Below are 23,172 nucleotides of genomic sequence, written 5' to 3'. Positions count from 1 at the left end.
CGGCTTCCGCGCCATGACGACCATGGGGGCCGCCGGGAAAGTCAGTGCCCGAACGTCGGACTCCTGTGCGATCCTCGACGACGTGCACACCACGTCTGTCAGCCCGGTGTTCGTCGGCCGCACCGAGGAACTGTCCCTCCTCGACGACGCGCTCGCCCGCGCCACCACGGGCGAGCCGCAGGTGCTGCTGATCGGTGGCGAGGCGGGGGTCGGCAAGACCCGGCTGGTCGACGAGTTCCTGGCCGCCGCCGTGGCCACCGGGGCGGTCGCGGCCACCGGTGGCTGCGTCGAAATCGGCGCCGACGGGCTGCCGTTCGCCCCCGTCTCCACCGTGCTGCGCTCCCTGCGGCGCAAGCTGGGCCCCGAGCTGGACGGAGCCGCCGCCGGACAGGAGGGCGAGCTGGCCCGGCTGCTGCCCGAACTGGGCGAGCCCGCCCGTGAGTCCCACGACGGGGACGGACGGGCCCGGCTCTTCGAGCTCACCGTCCGGCTGTTGGAGCGGCTGGCCTCGACGCGCACCCTCGTGGTCGCCATCGAAGACCTGCACTGGGCCGACCGCTCCACCCGGGAACTGCTCGCCTATCTCTTCCGCTCGCTGCTCAGCGCCCGGCTGCTGGTCGTCGCCACCTACCGCTCCGACGACATCCACCGCCGCCATCCGCTGCGGCCGTTCCTCGCCGAGGTCGACCGGATGCGCGAGGTCCAGCGGATCGAACTGGCCCGCTTCAACCACGGCGAGGTACGGGACCAGATCACCGGGATCAACGGCAGGGAGCCCGAACGCCAGCTGGTCGACCGGATCTTCAAGCGCAGCGACGGCAACGCCTTCTTCGTCGAGGAGATCGCCCGCTCCCTCAACGAGGGCTGTAGCAGGGGGCTCAGCGAATCGCTGCGCGATCTGCTGCTGGTGCGGGTCGAGGCACTGCCCGAGGAGTCGCAGGCGGTGGTGCGGATCCTCGCCGAGGGCGGCTCGGCCGTCGAGTACCCGCTGCTGCGCAGCGTCGCCCGGTTCGACGAGGACGATCTGATCGACGCGCTGCGCTCGGCCGTCGGCGCCAACATCGTCCAGCCCACGGCCGACGAGAGCGGCTACCGCTTCCGGCACGCGCTGGTGCGCGAGGCCGTCGTCGACGATCTGCTGCCCGGTGAGCGTTCCCGGCTCAACCGGCAGCTCGCCGAGGCCCTGGAGGCCGAACCCTCCCTGGTGCGCCCCGATGAGCGGGCCGCCCGGCTGGCCAGCTACTGGTACCACGCCCACGATCCGGCCAAGGCACTGCCCGCCGTGCTCCGGGCCGCCGCCGAAGCCCGCAGGCGCTATGCCCACGCCGAGCAGCTGCGGCTGCTGGAGCGGGCCATGGAACTGTGGGAGGACACCCCCAAGGAGATCCGCGAGACCCAGCGGCCCCTGGGCTACGCCGAGGCCTATCCGCCCTACGGCAGCGAGGACGAGGCCCTGCGCCATCTCGACCTGCTCGCCGAGGTGGTGGTGGCCGCCCATATGTCCGGCCAGCCCGAACGCGCCCTGGCCGTCAGCAAGAAGGCCCTGCGGAAGCTGGCGAAGGGCGACGCCGATCCGCTGCGGGCCGCCTGGTTCTGGACCCAGCAGTCCAAGCTGCTGGAGTCCATGGCGCGCGGCGACGGGTGGGAGGAGCTGAGCCGCGCCCAGGAGCTGGTGCGCGGACTGCCGCCGTCCCCCGTGCACGCCGAGGTCATGGCCCATATGGCGGGCTGGACCATGACCCACCGCCCGGGGCCGCACGGGCTGGCCGTCGCCGAGCGGGCGGTGGAACTGGCCCGGATGGTCGGTGCGGAGAGCACCGGACTGCACGCCCGGCTGACGCTGGGCTACTTCACCGGCGACTCGGGCGACACCGAGCGCGGACTGACCGAAATGCGCGAGGTCTGCGCACGGGCCGTGGACCTGGGCGACATCAGCGTCCTGGGGCGCTGCTACGTCAATCTGGCCTCCGCGCTGGAGGGCGTCGGCAGATCGGCGGAGGCGGTCGCGGCGTCGGAGGAGGGTGACCGGGTCCTGGACCGCTTCGGGCTGGTGGACTCCCGGGCCTGGGTGTACGGCAACCTCGCGGAGTCGTGGTTCTCCCTGGGCCGGGTGTGCGCGGCGGAGAAGGCGGCCCGGAAGGCCCTGCGGCTCGCCCTGGGCACCAAACCGCGCGGCACCGCCTCCAACCGGCTGGCCCAGCTGGCCCTGATGCGCGGCGACTGGGACGCGGCGGAGCGTGAACTCACCGCGGCCCGCGAACACTTCGGCTCCCACAACTACGAACCGCAGTACACCATCCAGACCATGGGGTTCGCCATGGAGCTGGCGTCCGGACGCGGCCGCATCCTGGAGGTCCGGGCCCTGCTGGACCAGGCGCTGGAGGCCGGATTCCCGCCCGGGATGCAGCGCTACGCCTGGCCGCTGCTGAACATCGCGGCCTCCGCCGAGACCGCCACGCGCGGACTGCCCACCGCCGAGCCCGGCCGGGCCGCCACACTGGCCCGGATCGCCGCGGCCGCCAAGGGGCTTGCCCAGTCCGTACCGATGTGGCGGGCCTACGCCGCGATGCTCCAGGCCGAGCTGGGGCGCGCCAAGGGGCACAGCCGCCCCGACCAGTGGGCCGAGGCCACCGATGCCTTCGCCGCGCTGGACCGGCCGTATCCGCTGGCCCGCGCCCGGCACCGCTGGGCGGAGGCGCTGCTCGACGCGGGCCGCGGTCCGGCGGACACCCGCGGACGCGAGCAGGCCGCCGAACTCCTCGCCCAGGCACATGCCGTGGCCGAGCGGCTCGGGGCACGCCCGCTGCGCGAGGAGATCGAGCTGCTGGCCCGGCGCGCCCGGCTGCCGCTGGCTCCCGCGGCCACCCGCGCCGCGCTCGCCGCCCCGGCGACCGGCACCCGCGCGCTTCCCATGGCGGCCACTCCCGCGCATCCCCCGGCCCCCGAACCCGCCGACCCCGCAGCGGAGTTGGGGCTGACGCCCCGCGAGCGCGATGTGCTGCGGCTGGTCGCCGCGGGCCACAGCAACCGCCAGATCGCCGAGGAGCTGTTCATCTCGCCGAAGACGGCGAGTGTGCATGTCTCCAACATCCTGGCGAAGCTGGGCGTCTCGGGCCGCGGTGAGGCCGCCGCCCTGGCCCACCGGTTGCGGGTGGTCGACGGTCTGGCCGACGGCGCGGTGGCCCGCTGACGGGGGACCGGGTCGGGGTGCCGGTGGACGGCCGGTGGCTCGGGCCGGAGGCCCGCCGACCGCGCGGGGTTCGGCTCAGCCGGCCTCGCGAGGCCGGATCACCACCCGGCCGGACTCGAGGTCTATAGGGCCCTTCCCCGGATCACTGCTGCCCACCTCGTCCAGGGTGACCTCCAGCCGGTTGCGCTCTTCCTCGGTGTGCTTGCGGCCGGGCGCGAACAGTTCCTCGATGAGGTTGAACATGGCGACCCCCGTTGGGTGTACGGCTGCGGCCAGTGTAGGCAGACGCCGCCCGGAATCGGGCGCGCCATGACATCTCCGGCGAACACCGCGGCCGTCCGCCTGTCCCCGCCCTCCCCCGCCCGGAGCCCACCGTCAGCCGGAGCCCGTCCCCGCCCCCGCCGTCGCCGTCGCCCGAGCCCACCGCCGTCCGGAGCTTGCCGTCGGCCGAAGCCCGCCGTCGCTCAGGTGATCTTGAGCTTCAGGATCCGGTCGTCCTGCTTGCCCGGCTCGCCCCGCCCGTCCGTATTGCTTGTTGTCACCCACAGCCCCCCGTCGTCCGTGGCCACCACACTCCGCAGCCGCCCGTACTTCCCGACCAGGAACGACCGGGGCTTGGCCACCGGCCGCTCGCCCTTCAGCGGAATGCGCCACAGCCGCTCCCCGCGCAGCCCCGCCATCCACACCGAACCCTTGGCGATGGCGATACCGCTGGGCGAGGCGTCAGTGGGCTTCCACTGCTCGAGCGGATCGACATACGCCTTCTCTCCCGCCTTGCCCTCGGCCTCGGGCCAGCCGTAGTTCTTGCCCGGCTTGATCAGATTGAGCTCGTCCCAGGTGTCCTGGCCGAACTCGGAGGCCCACAGCCGTTTGTCGCGGTCCCAGGCCAGGCCCTGGACATTGCGGTGGCCGTAGGAATAGACCACCGAATCGGGATCCGGATTGCCATGGACGGGCTCGCCCTCGGGGGTCATCCGCAGGATCTTGCCGCCGAAGGAGTCCAGGTCCTGGGCGAGTCCGCGGTCCCCGCTCTCGCCCGTGCCCGCGTAGAGCATCTTGTCCGGGCCGAAGGCGATCCGCCCGCCGTTGTGGATCGCGCCCTTGGGGATGCCCTTGAAGATGGTGTCCGGGGCGCCCAGCTGATCGCCCGCGGGGCGCTTGTCGTCGTACATCATCCGCGCGATGCGGTTGTCCGAATCGGTGGTGAAGTACGCGTACACCATGTGGTCCGAGCCGAAGTCGGAGGAGACCGCCAGCCCCAGCAGACCGCCCTCACCCGCCGGGGAGACCCCGGGGACCGACCCCAGCTCGGTCTTCTTCCCGGTGTCCGCCGCGATCTTGAAGATCTTCCCGGTGTCCCGCGAGGACACCAGCAGATCCCCGCCGGGCAGCGGAGCCACTCCCCAGGGCGAATCCAGCTTGGTGGTCAGGGTGCGCTCGACCTTCACCGACCCCTTCCGGGGCGCGGCGGAGGCGGTGGGCGACGGTGCGCCGGGCGAAGCGGAATCGCTCTCGGAACCCGGCTTCGCCGGAGACGACCTCCGGTCCTCCGGTCCGGTGGTGCTGTCACCGTCGGACGAGCAGCCGGCCACGAGCAGCAGCGTGGCGGCAGCGGCGGCGATGACGGGGATGACGCGGGGACGTCGCACGGTGGGATTCCTCTCCATGGGCACAGGTGCCGCGGCGCGACACTGATTCTTATACACCGCGGCCCCGCGCCGGGTTCCCTTCACCGATCATGCAGGATCCCGGCCCCCGGGCCTCAGTCCCACGACCCCCGCGCCCGCGGCAGCCGCTCGATCTCCACCAGGTCCTCGCCGGTCAGCATCACCCCGGCCGCCGCGCAGTTCTCCGCCGCCCACCGCTCCCGCTTCGTACCCGGCACCGGCACCACATGCGGTCCCTGCGCCAGCAGCCACGCCAGCGCCACCTGCGCCGCCGTCACCGACTCCCCGTGCCGCCGCGCCACCCTCCGCAGCCCGACCACGATCGGCTGGTTCGCCGCCATCATCTCGGCCGTGAAGCGCGGGTGGCGGGCGCGCATGTCGTCCGGTTCGAACCCCGACCCCGGGGTCAGCGTGCCGCTCAGGAAGCCGTTGCCGAGCGGCATCGCGGCCAGGAAGCCGACCCCGCGCGAGGAGCACCACGGCACCAGCGTCTCCAGCGCCTCCGGTGACCACACCGACAGCTCCGCCTGCACACAGGCCACCGGGAAGACCTGCTGCACCCGCTCCAGCTGCCGCACCGTGGCGTCGTGCATCCCCGCGCCCGTCCGCCGCGGCCGCTGCGCCCGCGCGCCCACCGCGCACAGCCCCAGCGCCCGTACCTTCCCGGCGGCGACCAGCTCCGCCATCGCGCCCCAGGTCTCCTCTATCGGCACCTCCGGGTCGGCCCGGTGGAGCTGGTAGAGATCGATCACATCGGTCTGGAGCCGTCGCAGCGACGCGTCACAGGCCCGCTTCACATAGCCGGGCCGACCATTGGCCACGATGTGCTGGTCGCCCACCAGCAGTCCGCATTTGGTGGAGACGAACGCGTCCGCCCGCCGTTCCTTGAGCACCCGCCCCACCAGCAGCTCATTGGTGAACGGTCCGTACATGTCGGCGGTGTCCAGCAGGCTCGCGCCCGCGTCGAGCGCGGTGTGCACGGCGCGCACCGAGTCCTCGCCGTTGCGCTGCGAAGCGGTGTACGCCCAGCTCATGGGCATGCATCCGAGGCCGATCGCGCCCACCTCGAGCGCCGCCGGTCCGATTGTCCTGCGCTCCACCTGGCCTGACCCCTCCCGTTCCTCGCACCAAAACTAACCTCTGCCGGGAACCTCTTTTCGCATAGCCTCCTGGCATGAGCGCAGACCACAGCGATACGTTCCGGCACCGCGATCCGTCTCACGGTTCTCCGGGGGACTCCGCGCGTCCGCTGGCCTGGCTGCCGATCCCGCCCGAGGAGATCGACGGTCTTCCCGACGGCCTCTCCTACGCCTTCTGGGACGGCGGTCCGGACTTCCCCACCGACCCCGCCCGCTGCGCCTTCTACTGCGTGCCGTACCTGAAGGGCGTGGAGGTGGCCGTCCGCCCGCTGCCCGAGATGACCGAACTCCAGGTGATCCAGACCCTCACCGCCGGAATAGACCACATGCGGCCCGCGCTCGACGGTCTCCCGCCCGGCGTGCGGCTGTGCAACGCGCGCGGGGTGCACGACGCGAGCACCGCCGAGCTGGCGCTGACCCTGATCCTCGCGTCCTTGCGCGGCATCCCCGACTTCGTCCGCGGCCAGGACGCGGGGGAGTGGCGGGCCGGGTTCCGTCCGGCGCTGGCCGACAAGTCCGTTCTGATCGTCGGATACGGATCCATCGGCCGTGCGATCGAGGACCGGCTTGTGCCTTTTGAATGCGAGCGGGTGATGCGCGTCGCGCGCTCCCCGCGCACCACCGAGCGCGGTCCGGTGCACCCGATCGATTCCTTGCCCCAACTGCTCCCGGAAGCCGATGTGGTGGTGCTGGTGACCCCGCTGACCGAGGCCACCCGCGGTCTGGCCGGGGCGGACTTCCTGGCGCGCATGAAGGACGGGGCGCTGCTGGTGAATGTCTCACGGGGCCCGGTGGTGGACACCAAGGCCCTGCTCGCCGAGGTGGAGACCGGTCGGCTGCTCGCCGCGCTGGATGTCACCGACCCCGAACCGCTGCCCGCCGGGCATCCCCTGTGGCACGCTCCTGGAGTGCTCATCACCCCGCACGTGGGCGGTCCCTCGTCGGCGTTCCTGCCGCGTGCCAAGCGGCTGCTGCGCGACCAGTTGACGCGCTTCGCGTCCGGCGAGTCGCTCCGTCATCTGGTGGCCACGACGGGGTAGACATGCCTCTGGCACCACATACAGGCACCGAATGACTGCACTCCGTATATACAACGCCGAAGTCGGTTACGGTGTGTAGATGACCTATGTCCCTGAGTGACCAGTCTGGTGTATCGTCCCGAGCGGGGGCTGCGCCACTGACCTGACGGCGTCAGCGATGGACCGGAACTCGAGGGGGGCGACGGGCGATGTATGGCCGATGGACCAACGACCCGACGCAGCTCAGGCGTCGACCGCGACTTTTCCGCGCAGCCGCGCGGCTCTCGAACTCGATGAGGCTCACGGGGATACGGCTCCCGGAGCGGCGGTCCCTCACGCAGTGGACGGGCGTCCGGTGACCGCCACCGGAGCGGTGCTCGCCCGCCCGTCGGTGTCCGGCGGCGGCGCGAGGCTGCTGCCTCAGGTCGTCCTCGCCGTGATCTGCGGCGGCTATGCGGCGGGCGCCGTGCTCGGCTGGGGATCGCCGGAACTGGCCGTCGTCATGGGGGACTTCGGGCTGAGCGCCGCCGCGCTGGCCGCCGCCGCCTCCTGCCTGTGGTACGGCCGCAGGCACTCCGGCCGGATGCGCCCCGCCTGGCTGCTGTTCGCCGCCTCCTCCGCCATGGCGGCGCTGGGGAACGGCGTATGGGGCTGGTACGAGGTGGTGCTCGGCCGTACCGTGCCGACGCCCTCGGCCGCCGACTTCTGCTTCCTGCTCTTCGCGCCGCCCGCCATCGTCGGCATGCTGGTGCTCGCCAAGCGCCCGGTCACCCGGGCCGGATGGATCTGTCTGGCGCTCGACGCCTGGCTGATCGCCGGATCCCTGGTCACGCTCTCCTGGAGCCTGGCGCTCGCGCACACCGGACAGACCGGCGCGGACGGCGGGTCGGTGGCCCGCAGAGCGCTGTCACTGGCCTATCCGCTGCTGGACATCGTGCTGGTCAGCATGGTGATCGTGCTGCACTTCCGGCGTGCGTCCGGCAATCGCTCCACGATCAACACGGCCATCGCCGCCTTCGCGCTGACCGTGCTGTGCGACGCGCTGTTCACCTCCCCGATGCTGCGCGAGCACTACCGCTCGGGGCAGATCCTGGACGCCGGATGGTTCGCCGGTTCGCTGCTGCTGGCGTACGCCCCGTGGGTGGCCCGGCGCGAGGCCGCCGAGGCCCCGCCCCCGGTGCGCCGCACGGCCCAGCCGACGCGCCCGATCGCGGGATCCCTCGGCGCGCTCGCGCCCTACCTGGCCGCGGCCGTCTGCACCCTGGGAATCCTGTTCAACGTGATGGACGGGCGGCCGATCGACGGGGTGGTGCTCTTCACCGCCTGCGCGGTCGTGCTCGCCCTGGTCGTACGGCAGGCCATCATGCTCCTGGACAACATCACCCTCACCCAGGAACTCGCCCAGAAGGAGAACCACTTCCGCTCCCTGGTGCAGAGCTCCAGCGATGTGATCATGATCGCAGCGCCCACCGGCATCCTGCGCTACGTCAGCCCCGCCGCCTCCGGTGTCTACGGCCGTGACGCGGACGAGCTGGTCGGCTCCGAACTGGCCTCGCTCATCCACCCCGAGGACCTCGGATCGGTCGTCCACGAGGTGCGCCGGTTCCTGGCCGCCTCCCCGGGGGAGGAGCCCACCACCCGGATCGAGTGCCGCTTCCGCTCCGGCTCCGGCGACTGGCTCAACGTGGAGTCCACGATCAACCGCCACCACGGCGGCCTGATCTTCAACAGCCGCGATGTCACCGAGCGGGTGCGCCTCCAGGCCCAGTTGCAGCACAACGCCGAGCACGATCCGCTCACCGACCTGCCCAACCGCGCCCTGTTCACCAAGCGGGTCCGGCACGCCGTCGCCGGACGCCGCCGTACCGACGCGGGCACCGCCGTGCTCTTCATCGATCTCGACGGTTTCAAGGCCGTCAACGACACCGTCGGCCACCAGGCGGGGGACGAGCTGCTCGTCCAGGCCGCCCGCAGGCTCCAGGAGTCCGTGCGCTCCGGTTCCGGCGACTGCGCCGCCCGCCTCGGGGGCGACGAGTTCGCCGCCCTCATCGTCGGCGACGGCGACGGGGCCGCCGGTGACCGCGAGTGCCGCATCCTGGAGATCGCCGACCGGCTGCGCGCCCGGCTCTCCCAGCCCTACAAGGTCGAGGCCGGCACCGAGGTGAGGGTCGCCGCCAGCATCGGCGTCGCCTTCGCCGAGCCCGGGATCAGCCCCGGTGCCCTGATGCGCAACGCCGATCTGGCGATGTACCGCGCCAAGGCCGGGGGCAAGAACCGCGTCGAGCTGTACGCACCGCAGATGCAGGCCGAGGTGGCCCGCCGCGCCGAGGTCGCCACCCGGCTCCGGGCGGCCCTGCACGACGGCGAGTTCGTGCTGCTGCACCAGCCCGTGGTGGAGCTGGCGAGCGGCCGGATCACCGCCGTCGCCGCGCAGGCCCGCTGGCGCTCGGCGCAGGGCATCCTGTTCACCCCCGCCGAGTTCCTCCGGGTCGCCGACAACGGCCGGGGCGGCGGCGACGAGGCCGCGCGCGCCGCCGAGCTCGCCCGCTGGATGCTGGAGGCCGCCGTCGAGCAGGCCGCCCAGCGCCGCCGGGACGGCCACTCCGTCCCCGTCTGCGTCCGGCTGCCCGCCGGACGCCTGGTGGACAAGTCGATGCCGCCCAAGAGCGTGGAAACGCTGCTCGCCCTGCACGGACTGCCCTCCGGATCGCTGATCCTGGAGCTGACCGACAGCGGTCCGCGGATGGCGCTGGAGGAGCTGGAGCACCGGCTCGGCGCGCTGCGCCGCCTCGGGGTGCGGATCGCCCTGGACGGCTTCGGCAGCGGCTATGCCGCGATCAGGTCGCTGCGCAGGCTCCCCATCGACGTTCTCAAACTGGACCCCGGGCTGGTGGAAGGCGTCCTGGAGTCCTCCCGGCTGCATAAGATCACCTCAGGGCTGCTGAGGATCGCGGGCGACCTCGGGATGCAGTCCATCGCCGAGGGAGTGGACCTCCCGGAGCAGCTCGTCACCCTCCGCGGAATGGGATGCACCCACGCCCAGGGGATGGCCTTCAGCGGTCCGCTGGATGAGCACCGGCTGCGCCGGGCCCTGGCCCGGGGCGCCTATCCGGTGCCGCGCTCGGACGCTCCGCTGCTGGTCGGGGGCGCGCTGGCGGTACGTCACGGCGGCCACGGCGGCCTCCACGGACCGCGCCGGACGGAGTCCCACACCCACCCTCCGACCCGCTCAAATACTGAGACGCCCGTCCCACCCACTTGACACCCGATATGCGCCGGGTGGAGGGTCGGAGCCATGCGCACCCGAATTCTCGTACTTGGACAGCGCGTCGGCTGAGCAGGGCCTCCTTCAAGCCCTGCGGACCCTCCCGGCGCGCTCCCCTCGCTTGCCTCCTGGCACGAGGGGTTTTTTGTTGCACAAGCACCTGGTGCAGCGCCCTCTCCCTCCCGCACAAACCCTCATTCGAGAAGAGAATGCCGATGACCGAGCAGGCCACCGGGGCCCATCATCCCCAGCCGCGGGCCCGTAACGGCGGATCGCAGTCCGCCACCGTCGAGCACGTCACGGGCGCGCAGTCCCTCATCCGCTCGCTCGAGGAGGTCGGCGCCGACACCGTGTTCGGCATTCCCGGCGGTGCGATCCTCCCGGCGTACGACCCGATGATGGACTCCTCGAAGGTCCGGCACGTGCTCGTCCGTCACGAGCAGGGCGCGGGTCACGCCGCCACCGGTTACGCGCAGGCCACCGGCAAGGTCGGCGTCTGCATGGCGACCTCGGGTCCGGGCGCCACCAACCTCGTCACCCCGATCGCCGACGCCCATATGGACTCGGTGCCGATCGTCGCGATCACCGGTCAGGTCGCCTCCAAGGCCATCGGTACGGACGCCTTCCAGGAGGCGGACATCTGCGGCATCACCATGCCGATCACCAAGCACAACTTCCTGGTCACGCGGGCCGAGGACATCCCCCGGACGATCGCCGAGGCGTTCCACATCGCCGCCACCGGCCGCCCCGGTCCGGTCCTGGTCGACATCGCCAAGGACGCGCTCCAGGCCCGGACCACCTTCTCCTGGCCGCCGCAGACCGATCTGCCCGGCTACCGCCCGGTCACCAAGCCGCACGCCAAACAGATCCGCGAGGCCGCCCGGCTGATCACCCAGGCCGAGCGTCCGGTGCTGTACGTCGGCGGCGGTGTGATCAAGGCCAACGCCACGGCCGAGCTGAGGGTCCTGGCCGAGCTGACCGGGGCACCGGTCACCACCACCCTGATGGCGCTGGGCTCCTTCCCCGACAGCCACCGGCTCCATCTGGGCATGCCGGGGATGCACGGCACCGTCGCCGCCGTGACCGCCCTCCAGAAGGCCGATCTGATCGTGGCGCTCGGGGCCCGCTTCGACGACCGCGTCACCGGCAAGCTGGACTCCTTCGCCCCGTACGCCAAGATCGTCCACGCGGACGTCGACCCGGCCGAGATCGGCAAGAACCGCGCCGCCGATGTGCCGATCGTCGGCGACGCCCGTGAGGTCATCGCCGATCTGGTGGTCGCCGTCCAGGCCGAGCACGACGCGGGCCACACCGGCGACTACACCGGCTGGTGGGAGGATCTGAACCGGTGGCGGGAGACCTACCCGCTCGGTTACGACCAGCCCGCCGACGGCAGCCTGTCCCCGCAGCAGGTCATCCAGCGGATCGGCCGGCTGGCGCCGCAGGACACGATCTTCGCCGCGGGCGTCGGCCAGCACCAGATGTGGGCCGCCCACTTCATCGACTACGAGCAGCCCGCCACCTGGCTGAACTCGGGCGGCGCCGGGACCATGGGATACGCCGTGCCGGCCGCCATGGGCGCCAAGGCCGGCGCCGAGGGCCGTACGGTCTGGGCGATCGACGGGGACGGCTGCTTCCAGATGACCAACCAGGAGCTGGTCACCTGTGCGCTGAACAACATCCCGATCAAGGTCGCGATCATCAACAACGGCGCGCTGGGCATGGTCCGCCAGTGGCAGACCCTCTTCTACAACCAGCGCTACTCCAACACCGTGCTGCACTCCGGCCCCAACACCCCCGCTCAGGCGAAGGGCACCCGCGTCCCGGACTTCGTCAAGCTCGCCGAGGCCATGGGCTGTGTGGGCCTGCGCTGCGAGGACCCGGCCGACCTCGACGCCGTCATCGAGAAGGCCAACGCGATCAACGACCGCCCGGTGGTCGTGGACTTCATCGTCCACGAGGACGCCATGGTCTGGCCGATGGTCGCGGCCGGTACCTCCAACGACGAGATCCTGGCGGCGCGTGACACCCGCCCGGACTTCGGCGACAACGAAGACGACTGAGGCCAGGACCGAGCCGAGAGAAGAAGAGAGACCGAGCCCATGTCCAAGCACACGCTCTCCGTCCTGGTGGAGAACACCCCCGGCATCCTGGCCCGGATCGCCGCCCTGTTCTCCCGCCGCGGCTTCAACATCGACTCGCTCGCGGTGGGCGTCACCGAGCACCCCGACATCTCCCGCATCACCATCGTGGTCAATGTCGAGGAGCTGCCCCTGGAGCAGGTCACCAAGCAGCTCAACAAGCTGGTCAATGTGCTGAAGATCGTCGAGCTGGAGGACAGTGCGGCGATCCAGCGGGAACTGGTCCTGGTGAAGGTCCGCGCCGACAACGAGACCCGTTCCCAGATCGTCGAGATCGTCCAGCTCTTCCGCGCCAAGACCGTGGACGTCTCCCCGGAGGCCGTGACCATCGAGGCCACCGGCAGCAGTGACAAGCTGGAGGCGATGCTCCGGATGCTGGAGCCGTTCGGCATCAAGGAGCTGGTGCAGTCCGGCACCATCGCCATAGGGCGCGGCGCCCGCTCCATCACCGACCGGAGCCTGCGCGCCCTCGACCGTTCCGCCTGACCGGCGGGCCCGCGGCGGGCACCCCGCCGCGGCCCCGACCGCATCGCGAGACCCTCAGACCATTCCCCGCCCGCCCGTCATACGGTGGGACGCACAACCCAAACGCTAGGAGAATCCCGAAGTGGCCGAGCTGTTCTACGACAACGACGCCGACCTGTCGATCATCCAGGGCCGCAAGGTCGCCATCCTCGGCTACGGCAGCCAGGGCCACGCCCACGCGCTGTCGCTGCGCGACTCGGGCGTCGATGTGCGGGTCGGCCTGCACGAGGGCTCGAAGTCCAAGGCCAAGGCCGAGGAGCAGGGCCTGCGCGTGGTCACCCCGGCCGAGGCGGCGGCCGAGGCCGACGTGATCATGATCCTGGTCCCGGACCCGATCCAGGCCAAGGTCTACGAGGAGTCCGTGAAGGAGAACCTGAAGGACGGCGACGCGCTGTTCTTCGGCCACGGCCTCAACATCCGGTTCGACTTCATCAAGCCCCCGGCCAACGTGGACGTCTGCATGGTCGCCCCGAAGGGCCCGGGCCACCTGGTCCGCCGGCAGTACGAGGAGGGCCGCGGCGTGCCGTGCATCGCGGCCGTCGAGCAGGACGCCAGCGGCAACGCCTTCGCGCTGGCCCTGTCGTACGCCAAGGGCATCGGCGGCACCCGCGCCGGAGTCATCAAGACCACCTTCACCGAGGAGACCGAGACCGACCTCTTCGGTGAGCAGGCGGTGCTCTGCGGTGGTACCGCGGCGCTGGTCAAGGCCGGGTTCGAGACCCTGGTCGAGGCCGGTTACCAGCCCGAGATCGCGTACTTCGAGTGCCTCCACGAGCTGAAGCTGATCGTGGACCTGATGTACGAGGGCGGCCTGGAGAAGATGCGCTGGTCGATCTCCGAGACCGCCGAGTGGGGTGACTACGTCACGGGTCCGCGGATCATCAACGACTCCACCAAGGCCGAGATGAAGAAGGTCCTCGGCGAGATCCAGGACGGCACCTTCGCCAGGAACTGGATGGCCGAGTACAACGCGGGTCTGCCGAAGTACAACGAGCTGAAGAAGGCGGACGAGAACCACCTGCTGGAGACCACCGGCAAGGAGCTGCGCAAGCTCATGAGCTGGGTCGACGACGAGGCGTAAGCGCCTGGTGGCGCGGGTGGCCGTGCCCCGGGCGCGGCGGGGGTTCCCCGGAACCCCCGCCGCGCCGGTACGCGCCTTGTCCACCCCGCACCACCACGTGCGGGTGATCCTGCCGTATTGGCGCAAGACACACGCCGGACCGCCACTACACTCAAGTGCAACAAGCGCGTCAGGCTCACAGCGTCGTGCGTCTTCCACGCGGCTGACCCCTTCACCGCCAGCGGCCGTCGGGACGGCCGTCCGCTGAGGACTAGTGAGGACTGAAGACCACGTGAGCACTGCTTCCACCGGTAAACCCGTCGTACTCATCGCCGAAGAGCTGTCGCCGGCCACCGTCGACGCCCTGGGCCCGGACTTCGAGATCCGGAGCTGCAACGGCGCGGACCGCGCCGAGCTGCTTCCCGCCCTCGCCGATGTGGACGCGATCCTCGTCCGCAGCGCGACGAAGGTCGACGCCGAGGCCATCGCCGCGGCGAAGAAGCTCAAGGTGGTCGCTCGCGCGGGCGTCGGTCTGGACAATGTGGACGTCTCGGCCGCCACCAAGGCGGGCGTCATGGTCGTCAACGCCCCGACGTCCAACATCGTCACCGCCGCCGAGCTGGCGTGCGGTCTGCTCGTCGCCACCGCCCGTAACATCCCGCAGGCCAATGCCGCGCTGAAGAACGGCGAGTGGAAGCGCAGCAAGTACACCGGTGTGGAGCTGAGCGAGAAGACCCTCGGTGTGGTCGGGCTCGGCCGGATCGGCGTTCTGGTGGCCCAGCGGATGTCCGCGTTCGGGATGAAGATCGTCGCGTACGACCCCTATGTGCAGCCCGCGCGCGCGGCCCAGATGGGCGTGAAGCTGCTCACGCTGGACGAGCTGCTCGAGGTCTCCGACTTCATCTCCGTCCACCTCCCCAAGACGCCCGAGACCCTCGGCCTGATCGGTGACGAGGCGCTGCGCAAGGTCAAGCCCGAGGTCCGGATCGTCAATGCCGCGCGCGGCGGGATCGTGGACGAGCAGGCGCTGGCCGCCGCCCTCAAGGAGGGCCGGGTCGCCGCCGCCGGTCTGGATGTGTTCTCCCAGGAGCCGTGCACCGACTCCCCGCTGTTCGAGTTCGACAATGTGGTGGTCACCCCGCACCTGGGCGCCTCCACCGGTGAGGCCCAGGAGAAGGCCGGTATCGCGGTCGCGCGCTCGGTGCGGCTGGCGCTCGCGGGTGAGCTGGTCCCGGACGCGGTGAACGTCCAGGGCGGTGTGATCGCCGAGGACGTCCGCCCCGGGCTGCCGCTGGCCGAGAAGCTGGGCCGGATCTTCACCGCGCTCGCGGGCGAGGTCGCGGTGCGGCTCGATGTCGAGGTGTACGGCGAGATCACCCAGCACGACGTCAAGGTGCTGGAGCTCTCCGCGCTCAAGGGTGTGTTCGAGGACATCGTCGACGAGACCGTGTCGTATGTGAACGCCCCGCTGTTCGCGCAGGAGCGCGGTGTCGAGGTGCGGCTGACCACCAGCTCGGAGTCGTCGGAGCACCGCAATGTGGTGACCGTGCGCGGCACCCTCGCCGGTGGCGAGGAGGTCGCGATCTCCGGCACGCTGGCCGGCCCCAAGCACCTCCAGAAGATCGTCGCGGTCGGTGAGTACGACGTCGATCTGGCCCTCGCCGACCACATGGCCTTCCTGCACTACACCGACCGCCCGGGTGTGGTCGGCACGCTCGGCCGCATCCTGGGCGAGGCCGGGATCAACATCGCGGGCATGCAGGTCTCGCGTGCCGCGGCCGGTGGCGCCGCCCTGGTGGCGCTGACCGTCGACGACACCATTCCGCCGGCCGTCCTCACCGAGATCGCCGGTGAGATCGGGGCCACCTCGGCCCGTTCGGTCAATCTGGACGGCTGAGTTCCGCACCGCGGACCCACCTGGGGCCCGGTTCCCGCATCGGCGGGGACCGGGCCCTTTCGCATGCGCACATCCGTGGTGCGCGGGGACTTCCCGATCTTTTCTTCGCGTGTTGAATATTGTGGGCGGCCTCGCTACGCTGACAGCTATGTGGAGAAAAAATCTCCACATAGCCAGGTGGCTCTCCCGACGCATGTCCCGCAGGAGTACGCACGTGTCCACTGACCTCCCCACCGACGGCGCGCCCCGGATGCGGGCCGACGCCCGGCGCAACCGTGAGCAGATCCTGCACGCCGCCCGCCAGGTCTTCGTCGACGAGGGGCCCGACGCCCCGCTCGACGAGATCGCCCGGCGCGCCGGCGTCGGCATCGCCACGCTCTACCGGCGGTTCCCGCAGCGCGCCGATCTCTTCCGCGGGGTGGCCACCGAGGTCCTCGCCGCCCTCACCGAGGCCGCGCGGGAGGCCATCGCCGACGAGGGCGACCCGGTCGAGGCGCTGCGCGTCTTCATGCACCGGGCCCTCGACCTCAAGCTCGGCTCGGTGATGCCCCTGCTGCTGGGCCGGATCAGCCTCGATGAGGTGCTCGACGGGGTGGGCGGCGATGCCGTGGACCCGATCGACGAGCTCCTGGTCCGTGCTCAGGCCGCCGGGCAGCTCCGGCCCGATGTGGTCTTCGGCGACATCACCATGATGATCATGCGGCTGTCCCGGCCGCTGCCCGGCGGGGGGCGTGTCCCGGAGGACGACGCCCTCGCCCACCGCCATCTGGATGTGTACGTCGACGGGCTGCGCCCCAGCGGCTCGCCCCGGCCCACCACCATGCTCAGCGGCCCGGCCGTGGACGCCCCCGCGTTCAAGCGGCTCCGGGAGCGAGTGCTCGGCGACGCCCGCGCCGACGACTGACTCCCTTTCTCCCCGCTCGGCTTTCGGAGCGCTCAGAAAGATCAGAAAGGCAACCCCTCATGTCCCAGCCCACCGGCATACAGCCCGAGGCCAACCCTCGGCGCTGGCTGGCACTGATGTTCATCGGCCTCGCCCAGCTGATGATCGTCCTCGATATCACCATCGTGAACATCGCCCTGCCGTCGGCCCAGAAGGACCTCGGCATCACCGACGGCGACCGCCAGTGGGTGATCACGGCCTACACCCTGGCGTTCGGCAGCCTGCTGCTGCTCGGTGGCCGGATCGCCGACTACACCGGCCGCCGGCGCACCTTCCTGATCGGTCTGCTGGGCTTCGCCGGGGCCTCGGCGCTGGGCGGCGCCGCCTCCGGCTTCGAGACGCTGCTGCTGGCCCGTGCCCTCCAGGGCGCGTTCGCCGCGCTGCTGGCCCCCTCGGCGCTCTCCCTGCTCGCGGTGAACTTCACCGAACCGCGGGAACGCGCCAAGGCGTTCGGCATCTTCGGTGCCATCGCCGCGGGCGGTGGTGCGATCGGGCTGGTCGTCGGCGGTGCGCTGACCGAGTACCTCGACTGGCGGTGGTGCCTGTACGTGAACGTGCCGATCGCCGCGATCGCGGTCATCAGCTGGTGGGTGCTGCCCGTCGACACCCGTGCCCAGGGCCGGGCCCGCTTCGACATCCCCGGGGTGTTCCTGGCCGTGACCGGCGTGGTGGCCGTGGTCTACGGATGCAGCGAGGCCGAGTCCGAGGGCTGGGACTCGGGCCCGGTGGCCGGACTGCTCACCGCGGGCGTGGTGCTGCTCCTCGCCTTCATCCTGGTGGAGAAGCGGGTCAGGAACCCGCTGCTGCCGATGCGGGTGCTGGCGGACCGCACCCGGGGCAGCGCCTATCTGGCTGTCGGCCTGTCGGTGGTCGGCATGTTCGCCATGTTCCTGTTCCTCACGTACTACATGCAGGTCGTCAAGGGGTACTCGGCCCTGACCACCGGTCTGGCGTTTCTGCCGATGACCGCGTCGGTGCTGGTCTCCGCGGGCGGTCTCGCCTCGCGGCTCATCCCGAAGGTGGCGCCGCGGATGCTGGCCGGCCCCGGTCTGCTGATCGCGGCCACGGGTGTGGCGCTGCTCGTCCCGCTGGACGTCGACAGCTCCTACGCGGCCGGTGTGCTGCCCTCGGAGATCCTGGTCGGCTTCGGTATGGGCCTGGTGATGGCCCCGGCGATGAACTACGCGACGCACGGGGTGAGCGAGCGGGACGCCGGTGTCGCGTCCGCCACCGTCAACACCGCCCAGCAGATCGGCGGTTCGATCGGCACGGCGCTGCTCAACACCATCGCCACCAGCGCGACCGATGACTACAAGGCCGAGCACCTGCACGAGATCACCCGGCAGAACATGGACGCGCATATGAAGACCGGGCTGGTCGAGGGCTTCTCGGAGGCGTTCGTCTGGTCGTCCGCGATCCTCGCCGGTGCGGCCGTCGTGGTGACCCTGCTGATGAACACGCCGCGGCCCTCCCGGGAACCGGGCGCGCGGGACGCGCTGCCGAAGGCCGTGCACGTGGGCTGACGGCGGCACCCCCGGCCGCTGTCCCACGGGCCCTCCGTTCCGCGCTCTCCCGCGGAACGAGGGCCCTTGTGGGCTTTCCGCCCGGAGCCGTCCGCCCGGAGCCGGGCGTCAGGCCGCGGGGTCCGGCTGCGGGGCGCGGGCCGTCGGCGCGCAGTGGCCGCGATCCTCGCCGAGGCGGGGATCGAGGGCGAGCGGCGGGTCATCGCGCTGCGCACACTGCTCGGTCATGTCATCGGGGCGATCCAGCTGGAACATCTCGGCCCGCTGTCGGGTGAGGGCGCCGTTGTCCTCCGAACTGCCGCCCGCCGGCTTCCCGTACATGGCCTACACGGCGCGGCACCCCCTCGGGGCGGACGCCGACCGGGAGTTCTTCGGGGGGGCTCGCGGTGGTGCCGCGCGGTCTGGGCGACTGACCGGGACGCCGGAGGGCCGCGGTGCCCGGGGTCCGGGATCAGTGGCCGGAGGCGGAGGTGGAGGCCGCGGCGTCACCGGTGTCGGCGCCGGTGGAGGCTTCGGAGGGGCCCGCGGCCGGGGCGGTGGTCTTGGCGATCCGCAGCTGGCGCAGGGTCATGGTCGACAGAACGGCGCCCGCGACCAGCACACCGGCTCCGGTGATGCTCGCGATCTGCATGCCGTGGGTGAACCCCTCGCGTGCGGCATCCAGCACCAGGTCCCCGGTCCGTCCGGGCAGCCGCTCGGCCACCGCGTTGGCGATGCCCAGCGTTTCGCGCACCGCGTCCACCGCGACGGGCGGCAGCCCGTCCGGCAGCGTGTCCTTGACGTCGGCGCGGTAGACGGCGGTGCCGACGCTGCCGAGCACGGCCATGCCCATCGCGCCGCCGAACTCCTGGCCGGTCTCCAGCAGGGCGGCTGCCGATCCGGCCCGCTTCGGCGGTACGGAGCCGATCGCCATGTCGGTGACCAGCGCCATCACCATGACGATGCCGCTGGCGAGCAGGGCGGCGCCGATGAGCACGGTCCACAGCGCGTCCGTCCCGGCCATGGCCAGTACCCCGTAACCCACCGCTCCGAGGACGAAGCCACCGCTGATCACATAGGCGCGGTTGGCGCCGCGCTGGACGAGCACGCTCGCGATCGGCCCGGCGAACGCGACGGAGACCGACGGGACCAGACTCCACAGCGCGGCCTCCAGCGGGCCCTTCCCCAGCACCGATTGCAGGTACTGGGTGGTGAAGTAGGCCGAGCCCATCATGGCGAAGGTGGCCAGTGAGTTGATCGCGATCGACGGTCCGAAGCCGCGGTTGCGGAACAGCTCGGGGCTGATCATGGCGTCCCGCCGGGTGAGCTGACGCCGTACGAAGACCGCGCCGATCGCCAGACCGGCCACGATCGACAGTACCGGGACCAGGCTCACGCTGTTGTCGGCCGACATCTTCTTCAGCCCGTAGATCACCGGGAGGACTGCACCCATCGACAGCGGCACGCTCAGCAGATCGAACCGGCCGGGCTTGGGGTCCTTGAACTCCGGTACCAGGACGGGCACCAGCACCAGCAGCAGCGCCATCGCCGGGACATTGACCAGGAAGACCGAGCCCCACCAGAAGTGATTGAGCATCACCCCACTCATCACCGAGCCGAGCGCGACCCCGCCCGCCATGGCCGACGACCAGATCGCGATGGCCTGACCGCGCTGCTTGTCGTCCTGGAAGATATTGCGGACCAGCGCCATGGTGGAGGGCATCAGGGTCGCGCCGCCGATGCCGAGCCCGGCCCGCGCGGCGATGAGCATCTCGGCGTTCCGCGCGTACGCCGCAGCGACGGACGCGGTGCCGAACGCCACGGCGCCGAACAGCAGCAGCTTCCGGCGTCCGATCCGGTCCCCCAGCGACCCCATCGTGATCAGCAGCCCGGCCAGCGCGAAGGCGTAGATGTCGAAGATCCACAGCTGTTGCGTCGAACTCGGGTCCAGTTCACGGCTGATGGCCGGAACCGCGAAGTACAGCACCGACACATCCATGGAGACCAGGAGGAGCGGAAGCATCAGGACCGCGAAGGCGATCCATTCCTTGCGTCCGGCGCGGGAGTCGGGAGAAGTGGTCGTCATGCCCAAGAAATATACGGTCGTATAAAACGGTTGTCTAGTACGAACGTGTAAGACGTATGTCTAGGACGGCCGTATGGCTTCGGGATAGGCTGGAGTCATGGGACATCGAGAGGATCTGCTGGCCGGGGCGAAACGTTGCCTGCTGGAAAAGGGCTGGTCGCGTACGACGGCGCGGGACATCGTGGCCGCCTCCGGCGCCAACCTGGCCTCCATCGGCTACCACTACGGCTCCAAGGACGCCCTGATGCGGGAGGCGCTCTTCGCCGCCATGGGCGACTGGGCCGATGACGTCCAGCGGTCCCTCGCGGACGACGCCGCGACCGGCAGCGATCTGGTCGGCCGGTTCGAGTCGGGCTGGACCCGGGCCCTGGAGCTGTTCAACAAGCACCAGGCGGTGTGGCGGGCCCAGTTGGAGGCCATCATGCAGGTCGAGCGCGATCCCGAGCTGCGGGAGGCGTTCGCCAAGGCCCAGCCGGAAGGGCGGCTGGGGCTGGTGGCGCTCTTCCACGGCATCGACGAGCGCGAGGTCGACGAGGAGACCGCCCGGACCCTGGGCTCCTTCTACATGACGCTGGTGAGCGGCATGGTGGTCCAGATGGCCATCAACCCCGACCTCACCCCGGACGCGCAGGAGCTGATCGAGGCCATGCGGCGGATCCTCAGCGGCACCCGCCCGGGGCCGTCGGACTGACTCCGGCCGCCGGGACCCGGCCGGGGGCGCGGGCGCTTGACCTTGCCCAAGGGTCGGACTCCAGCGTGTGGGTCACCGGGCGCGGTGCCCGGACGGAGGAACGCAACCCTGGAACCACCCCTGCTCAGTATTGGCGCGTTCGCACGCAGAACGCGGCTGTCGCCCAAGGCGCTCCGGCTCTACGACCGGCTGGGGCTGCTGGCCCCCGACCAGGTCGACGGGACCACCGGCTACCGCTGGTACGGCGTCGACCAGGTGGAGCGGGCACGGCTGGTGGCGCTGCCGCGGCGGCTGGACATGCCGCTGGAGCGGATCGGCCGGGTGCTGGAGCTCCCGGGGGAGTGGGCGGCGCGCGAGGCGGCGGACTACTGGGCCGTCGCCGAGGGCCGAGGCGTGTGTCCCGGTCGCCGACCGTGCCGCCGCCGAGGAGCACGCCGCCGCCCACAGCCGTGAGGTCTCGCTGCGCCATGAGCCCGCCCGCCGGCTGGCGCACACCCGGCTGACCAAGGCTCAGGTCGCCTCTCCGCAGAGCACCTCGGCCTGCGACGCGGTCGAGCGCTGGACCGCCGACGAGGGTCTGACCGTCACCGGCCCCTGCCGCGAGGTCTACTGCGCACACTGGCGCGCGGCGGGCCCGGAGGACGAGGTCTGCGACGTGGCGTTCCCGGTGAAATGACCCTCGGCGCGGTCCCCCCACCCGCGGCGTGCGCCGATCCCGGTCACCCGCCGTCCGGCCCGCCGGACGGGTCCAGGCGGGCCGCCTTGAGGGCCATGTGGAGGAGCAGACGGTCCTCGCCGGAGTCCAGGTCGAGGCCGGTCAGCTGCTTCACGCGGGAGAGGCGGTAGTAGAGGGTCTGGCGGTGGACGCCGAGCAGCTGGGCGGTCCGGGAGGCCTGTCCGGCGCAGTCGAGGAACGCCTCGGCGGTACGGGCGAGTTCGGCGTGGCTGCGCTCCAGGAGGGGGCGGACGGCCGCGTCCGGCCGGGTCGGGGGCAGACCGGCCAGCAGCCGGTACGGGCCGATGGCGGTCCATTCGGCCACCGGGCCGAGCCGGGCGTCCGCGCGGGCGGCGCGGGCGGCGGCCAGTGCCTCGCCCCAGGCGGTGGGCAGCTCGTCCAGACCGCGGCGCGGTCCGGAGACGCCCGCGGCCGTCTCCCGGCCGCCGCCCGGCGGCAGCTCGGGGGCGGGCCCGCTCGGGGCGCTGGCGCGGGGGGAGCGCAGCAGCTGTTCGGCGGTGGCGCGGGCCGGGTCCAGCGCGCTGGGGGCGCGCAGCCGGACCAGGGCGGCCAGAGTGGCGTCCGCGGCGCCGGGCACCACACAGGCGGCCGCGATCCCCGGCAGCCGGGGGAGCCCCGGATGGTCGGCGTCCGCACCGGTGTCCGGGGTCCAGGGCACCACCGCCACCAGCGCCAGCGGACCGTCGGCCGCCTGCCGCAGCGCGGCCCGGAGCCCCGCGCGGGCCGCGTCCCGGCCGCCCGGCGGTCCGGTCAGCAGCTCGCCGAGCAGTTCGCCCAGCTCCTCCCCGGCCCGTGCCTCGGCCGCCAGCAGCGCGCCGATGCGCGCGGCGGTCTCCATGGCCCGCGCCAGCCGCGGGTCCGGCGCCCCCGAAGGGCCGCCGAACTCCAGGTCGGAGAGGTGGCCGTCGTCCAGCAGCCACACATAGCCGTGCACCACGCCGCGGTGCCGCACGGGCAGGCAGATACGGCCCATGAACACCCCGGCCGCCGGATCCGGCGGGATCCGCAGCGGGGCCTGGGCGCGGGCGATCCCGAACGCCTCGAACCAGGCCCGCACCGCCGCCGTCGAGCGCCGCTGGAGGATGGAGCGGGTACGCACCGGGTCCAGCGCCGGTTCCTCGGCGTCACCGCTGTCGTGAGCACCGAAGGCGATCAGGGCGAAGTCGCGGTTCTCCAGTGTGGCGGGCGCGCCGAGCGCCGCCGTGATCTCGTCCACCAGCTGCTGATAGTCGTCACGCACCGGCCGCTCGCCTCCTTCCCGGATCCGCCTCCCCCATTCTCATACAGATGTCTGAGATCCCGGACACGGAT

General features: G+C 71.6%; 16 protein-coding genes and 1 pseudogene. 11 read left to right on the top strand and 6 right to left on the bottom strand.

Features of this window, described 5'->3' with window-relative positions; translation table 11 throughout:
• Window positions 1-22 precede the first annotated feature (22 nt).
• Window positions 23-3,190, top strand: coding sequence for a helix-turn-helix transcriptional regulator (locus HUT19_RS12120; protein WP_254886153.1), 3,168 nt, complete (start codon window positions 23-25; stop codon window positions 3,188-3,190).
• Between the two features lie 75 nt (window positions 3,191-3,265).
• Here HUT19_RS12120 and HUT19_RS12115 read toward each other — a convergent pair whose 3' ends face one another.
• From HUT19_RS12115 to HUT19_RS12105, 3 genes are all read right to left on the bottom strand, one after another.
• Window positions 3,266-3,433: a DUF6191 domain-containing protein gene (locus tag HUT19_RS12115; protein WP_176180480.1), complete on the bottom strand. Its 168-nt coding sequence runs from the start codon at window positions 3,431-3,433 to the stop codon at window positions 3,266-3,268.
• Window positions 3,434-3,654: 221 nt separating this feature from the next.
• Window positions 3,655-4,857, bottom strand: coding sequence for a sorbosone dehydrogenase family protein (locus HUT19_RS12110; RefSeq protein ID WP_176180479.1), 1,203 nt, complete (start codon window positions 4,855-4,857; stop codon window positions 3,655-3,657).
• A 95-nt stretch (window positions 4,858-4,952) separates the two neighbouring features.
• The gene (locus HUT19_RS12105; RefSeq protein WP_176180478.1) at window positions 4,953-5,957 is read right to left on the bottom strand and encodes an aldo/keto reductase; all 1,005 of its coding nucleotides are present in this window, start codon (window positions 5,955-5,957) and stop codon (window positions 4,953-4,955) included.
• A gap of 74 nt (window positions 5,958-6,031) precedes the next feature.
• Between HUT19_RS12105 and HUT19_RS12100 the strand changes: the two genes are divergently transcribed.
• The 8 genes from HUT19_RS12100 (at window position 6,032) to HUT19_RS12065 (ending at window position 18,369) form a co-directional block, all read left to right on the top strand.
• The gene (locus HUT19_RS12100) at window positions 6,032-7,036 is read left to right on the top strand and encodes a 2-hydroxyacid dehydrogenase (protein WP_176180477.1); all 1,005 of its coding nucleotides are present in this window, start codon (window positions 6,032-6,034) and stop codon (window positions 7,034-7,036) included.
• Window positions 7,037-7,370: 334 nt separating this feature from the next.
• A complete protein-coding gene (locus HUT19_RS12095; protein ID WP_176180476.1) occupies window positions 7,371-10,277 on the top strand; it encodes a bifunctional diguanylate cyclase/phosphodiesterase in 2,907 nt (968 codons plus the stop codon).
• Between the two features lie 212 nt (window positions 10,278-10,489).
• The gene (locus tag HUT19_RS12090) at window positions 10,490-12,343 is read left to right on the top strand and encodes an acetolactate synthase large subunit (RefSeq protein ID WP_176180475.1); all 1,854 of its coding nucleotides are present in this window, start codon (window positions 10,490-10,492) and stop codon (window positions 12,341-12,343) included.
• 39 nt (window positions 12,344-12,382) lie between these two features.
• Window positions 12,383-12,907: an acetolactate synthase small subunit gene (ilvN, locus tag HUT19_RS12085; RefSeq protein ID WP_176180474.1), complete on the top strand. Its 525-nt coding sequence runs from the start codon at window positions 12,383-12,385 to the stop codon at window positions 12,905-12,907.
• 121 nt (window positions 12,908-13,028) lie between these two features.
• Complete coding sequence (ilvC, locus tag HUT19_RS12080; RefSeq protein ID WP_176180473.1) at window positions 13,029-14,027, top strand: ketol-acid reductoisomerase; 999 nt, start codon at window positions 13,029-13,031, stop codon at window positions 14,025-14,027.
• Window positions 14,028-14,298: 271 nt separating this feature from the next.
• Entirely contained in the window at window positions 14,299-15,903 is a 1,605-nt protein-coding gene (serA, locus tag HUT19_RS12075; RefSeq protein ID WP_176180472.1) for a phosphoglycerate dehydrogenase, read from the top strand.
• Window positions 15,904-16,117: 214 nt separating this feature from the next.
• Window positions 16,118-16,807 carry a TetR/AcrR family transcriptional regulator gene (locus HUT19_RS12070; RefSeq protein ID WP_254885541.1) on the top strand — a complete coding sequence of 230 codons (690 nt, stop codon included), beginning with the start codon at window positions 16,118-16,120 and terminating at the stop codon, window positions 16,805-16,807.
• Window positions 16,808-16,866: 59 nt separating this feature from the next.
• A complete protein-coding gene (locus tag HUT19_RS12065) occupies window positions 16,867-18,369 on the top strand; it encodes an MFS transporter (RefSeq protein WP_176180470.1) in 1,503 nt (500 codons plus the stop codon).
• Window positions 18,370-18,477: 108 nt separating this feature from the next.
• On the opposite strand, the gene HUT19_RS44245 is transcribed toward HUT19_RS12065, so the two are convergent.
• The gene (locus tag HUT19_RS44245) at window positions 18,478-18,690 is read right to left on the bottom strand and encodes a hypothetical protein (protein ID WP_176180469.1); all 213 of its coding nucleotides are present in this window, start codon (window positions 18,688-18,690) and stop codon (window positions 18,478-18,480) included.
• Between the two features lie 130 nt (window positions 18,691-18,820).
• Window positions 18,821-20,434, bottom strand: a complete 1,614-nt coding sequence (locus HUT19_RS12055; protein ID WP_176180468.1) for an MFS transporter — start codon at window positions 20,432-20,434, stop codon at window positions 18,821-18,823.
• 97 nt (window positions 20,435-20,531) lie between these two features.
• Between HUT19_RS12055 and HUT19_RS12050 the strand changes: the two genes are divergently transcribed.
• Both HUT19_RS12050 and HUT19_RS12045 read left to right on the top strand, forming a co-directional pair.
• Entirely contained in the window at window positions 20,532-21,125 is a 594-nt protein-coding gene (locus tag HUT19_RS12050) for a TetR/AcrR family transcriptional regulator (protein ID WP_176180467.1), read from the top strand.
• 108 nt (window positions 21,126-21,233) lie between these two features.
• Window positions 21,234-21,801 (top strand): annotated as a pseudogene (locus tag HUT19_RS12045) (MerR family transcriptional regulator).
• Between the two features lie 43 nt (window positions 21,802-21,844).
• On the opposite strand, the gene HUT19_RS12040 reads toward HUT19_RS12045, so the two are convergent.
• Complete coding sequence (locus tag HUT19_RS12040) at window positions 21,845-23,101, bottom strand: CdaR family transcriptional regulator (protein WP_176180466.1); 1,257 nt, start codon at window positions 23,099-23,101, stop codon at window positions 21,845-21,847.
• Window positions 23,102-23,172 lie beyond the last annotated feature (71 nt).

This window comes from Streptomyces sp. NA02950, assembly GCF_013364155.1.
In the GTDB taxonomy this organism is placed as follows: domain Bacteria; phylum Actinomycetota; class Actinomycetes; order Streptomycetales; family Streptomycetaceae; genus Streptomyces.
Note: the sequence above shows the minus strand (reverse complement) of the source record. Positions and strands in the feature narration are given on the sequence as shown.

Excerpts from the sequence above, each read along its gene's own strand:
- HUT19_RS12065 (WP_176180470.1), top strand. The coding sequence starts at position 16,867 with ATGTCCCAGCCCACCGGCATACAGCCCGAGGCCAACCCTCGGCGCTGG.
- HUT19_RS12055 (WP_176180468.1), bottom strand. The coding sequence starts at position 20,434 with ATGACGACCACTTCTCCCGACTCCCGCGCCGGACGCAAGGAATGGATC.
- HUT19_RS44245 (WP_176180469.1), bottom strand. The coding sequence starts at position 18,690 with ATGTACGGGAAGCCGGCGGGCGGCAGTTCGGAGGACAACGGCGCCCTC.
- HUT19_RS12050 (WP_176180467.1), top strand. The coding sequence starts at position 20,532 with ATGGGACATCGAGAGGATCTGCTGGCCGGGGCGAAACGTTGCCTGCTG.
- HUT19_RS12100 (WP_176180477.1), top strand. The coding sequence starts at position 6,032 with ATGAGCGCAGACCACAGCGATACGTTCCGGCACCGCGATCCGTCTCAC.
- HUT19_RS12120 (WP_254886153.1), top strand. The coding sequence starts at position 23 with ATGGGGGCCGCCGGGAAAGTCAGTGCCCGAACGTCGGACTCCTGTGCG.
- HUT19_RS12090 (WP_176180475.1), top strand. The coding sequence starts at position 10,490 with ATGCCGATGACCGAGCAGGCCACCGGGGCCCATCATCCCCAGCCGCGG.
- HUT19_RS12110 (WP_176180479.1), bottom strand. The coding sequence starts at position 4,857 with ATGGAGAGGAATCCCACCGTGCGACGTCCCCGCGTCATCCCCGTCATC.
- HUT19_RS12115 (WP_176180480.1), bottom strand. The coding sequence starts at position 3,433 with ATGTTCAACCTCATCGAGGAACTGTTCGCGCCCGGCCGCAAGCACACC.
- ilvN (WP_176180474.1), top strand. The coding sequence starts at position 12,383 with ATGTCCAAGCACACGCTCTCCGTCCTGGTGGAGAACACCCCCGGCATC.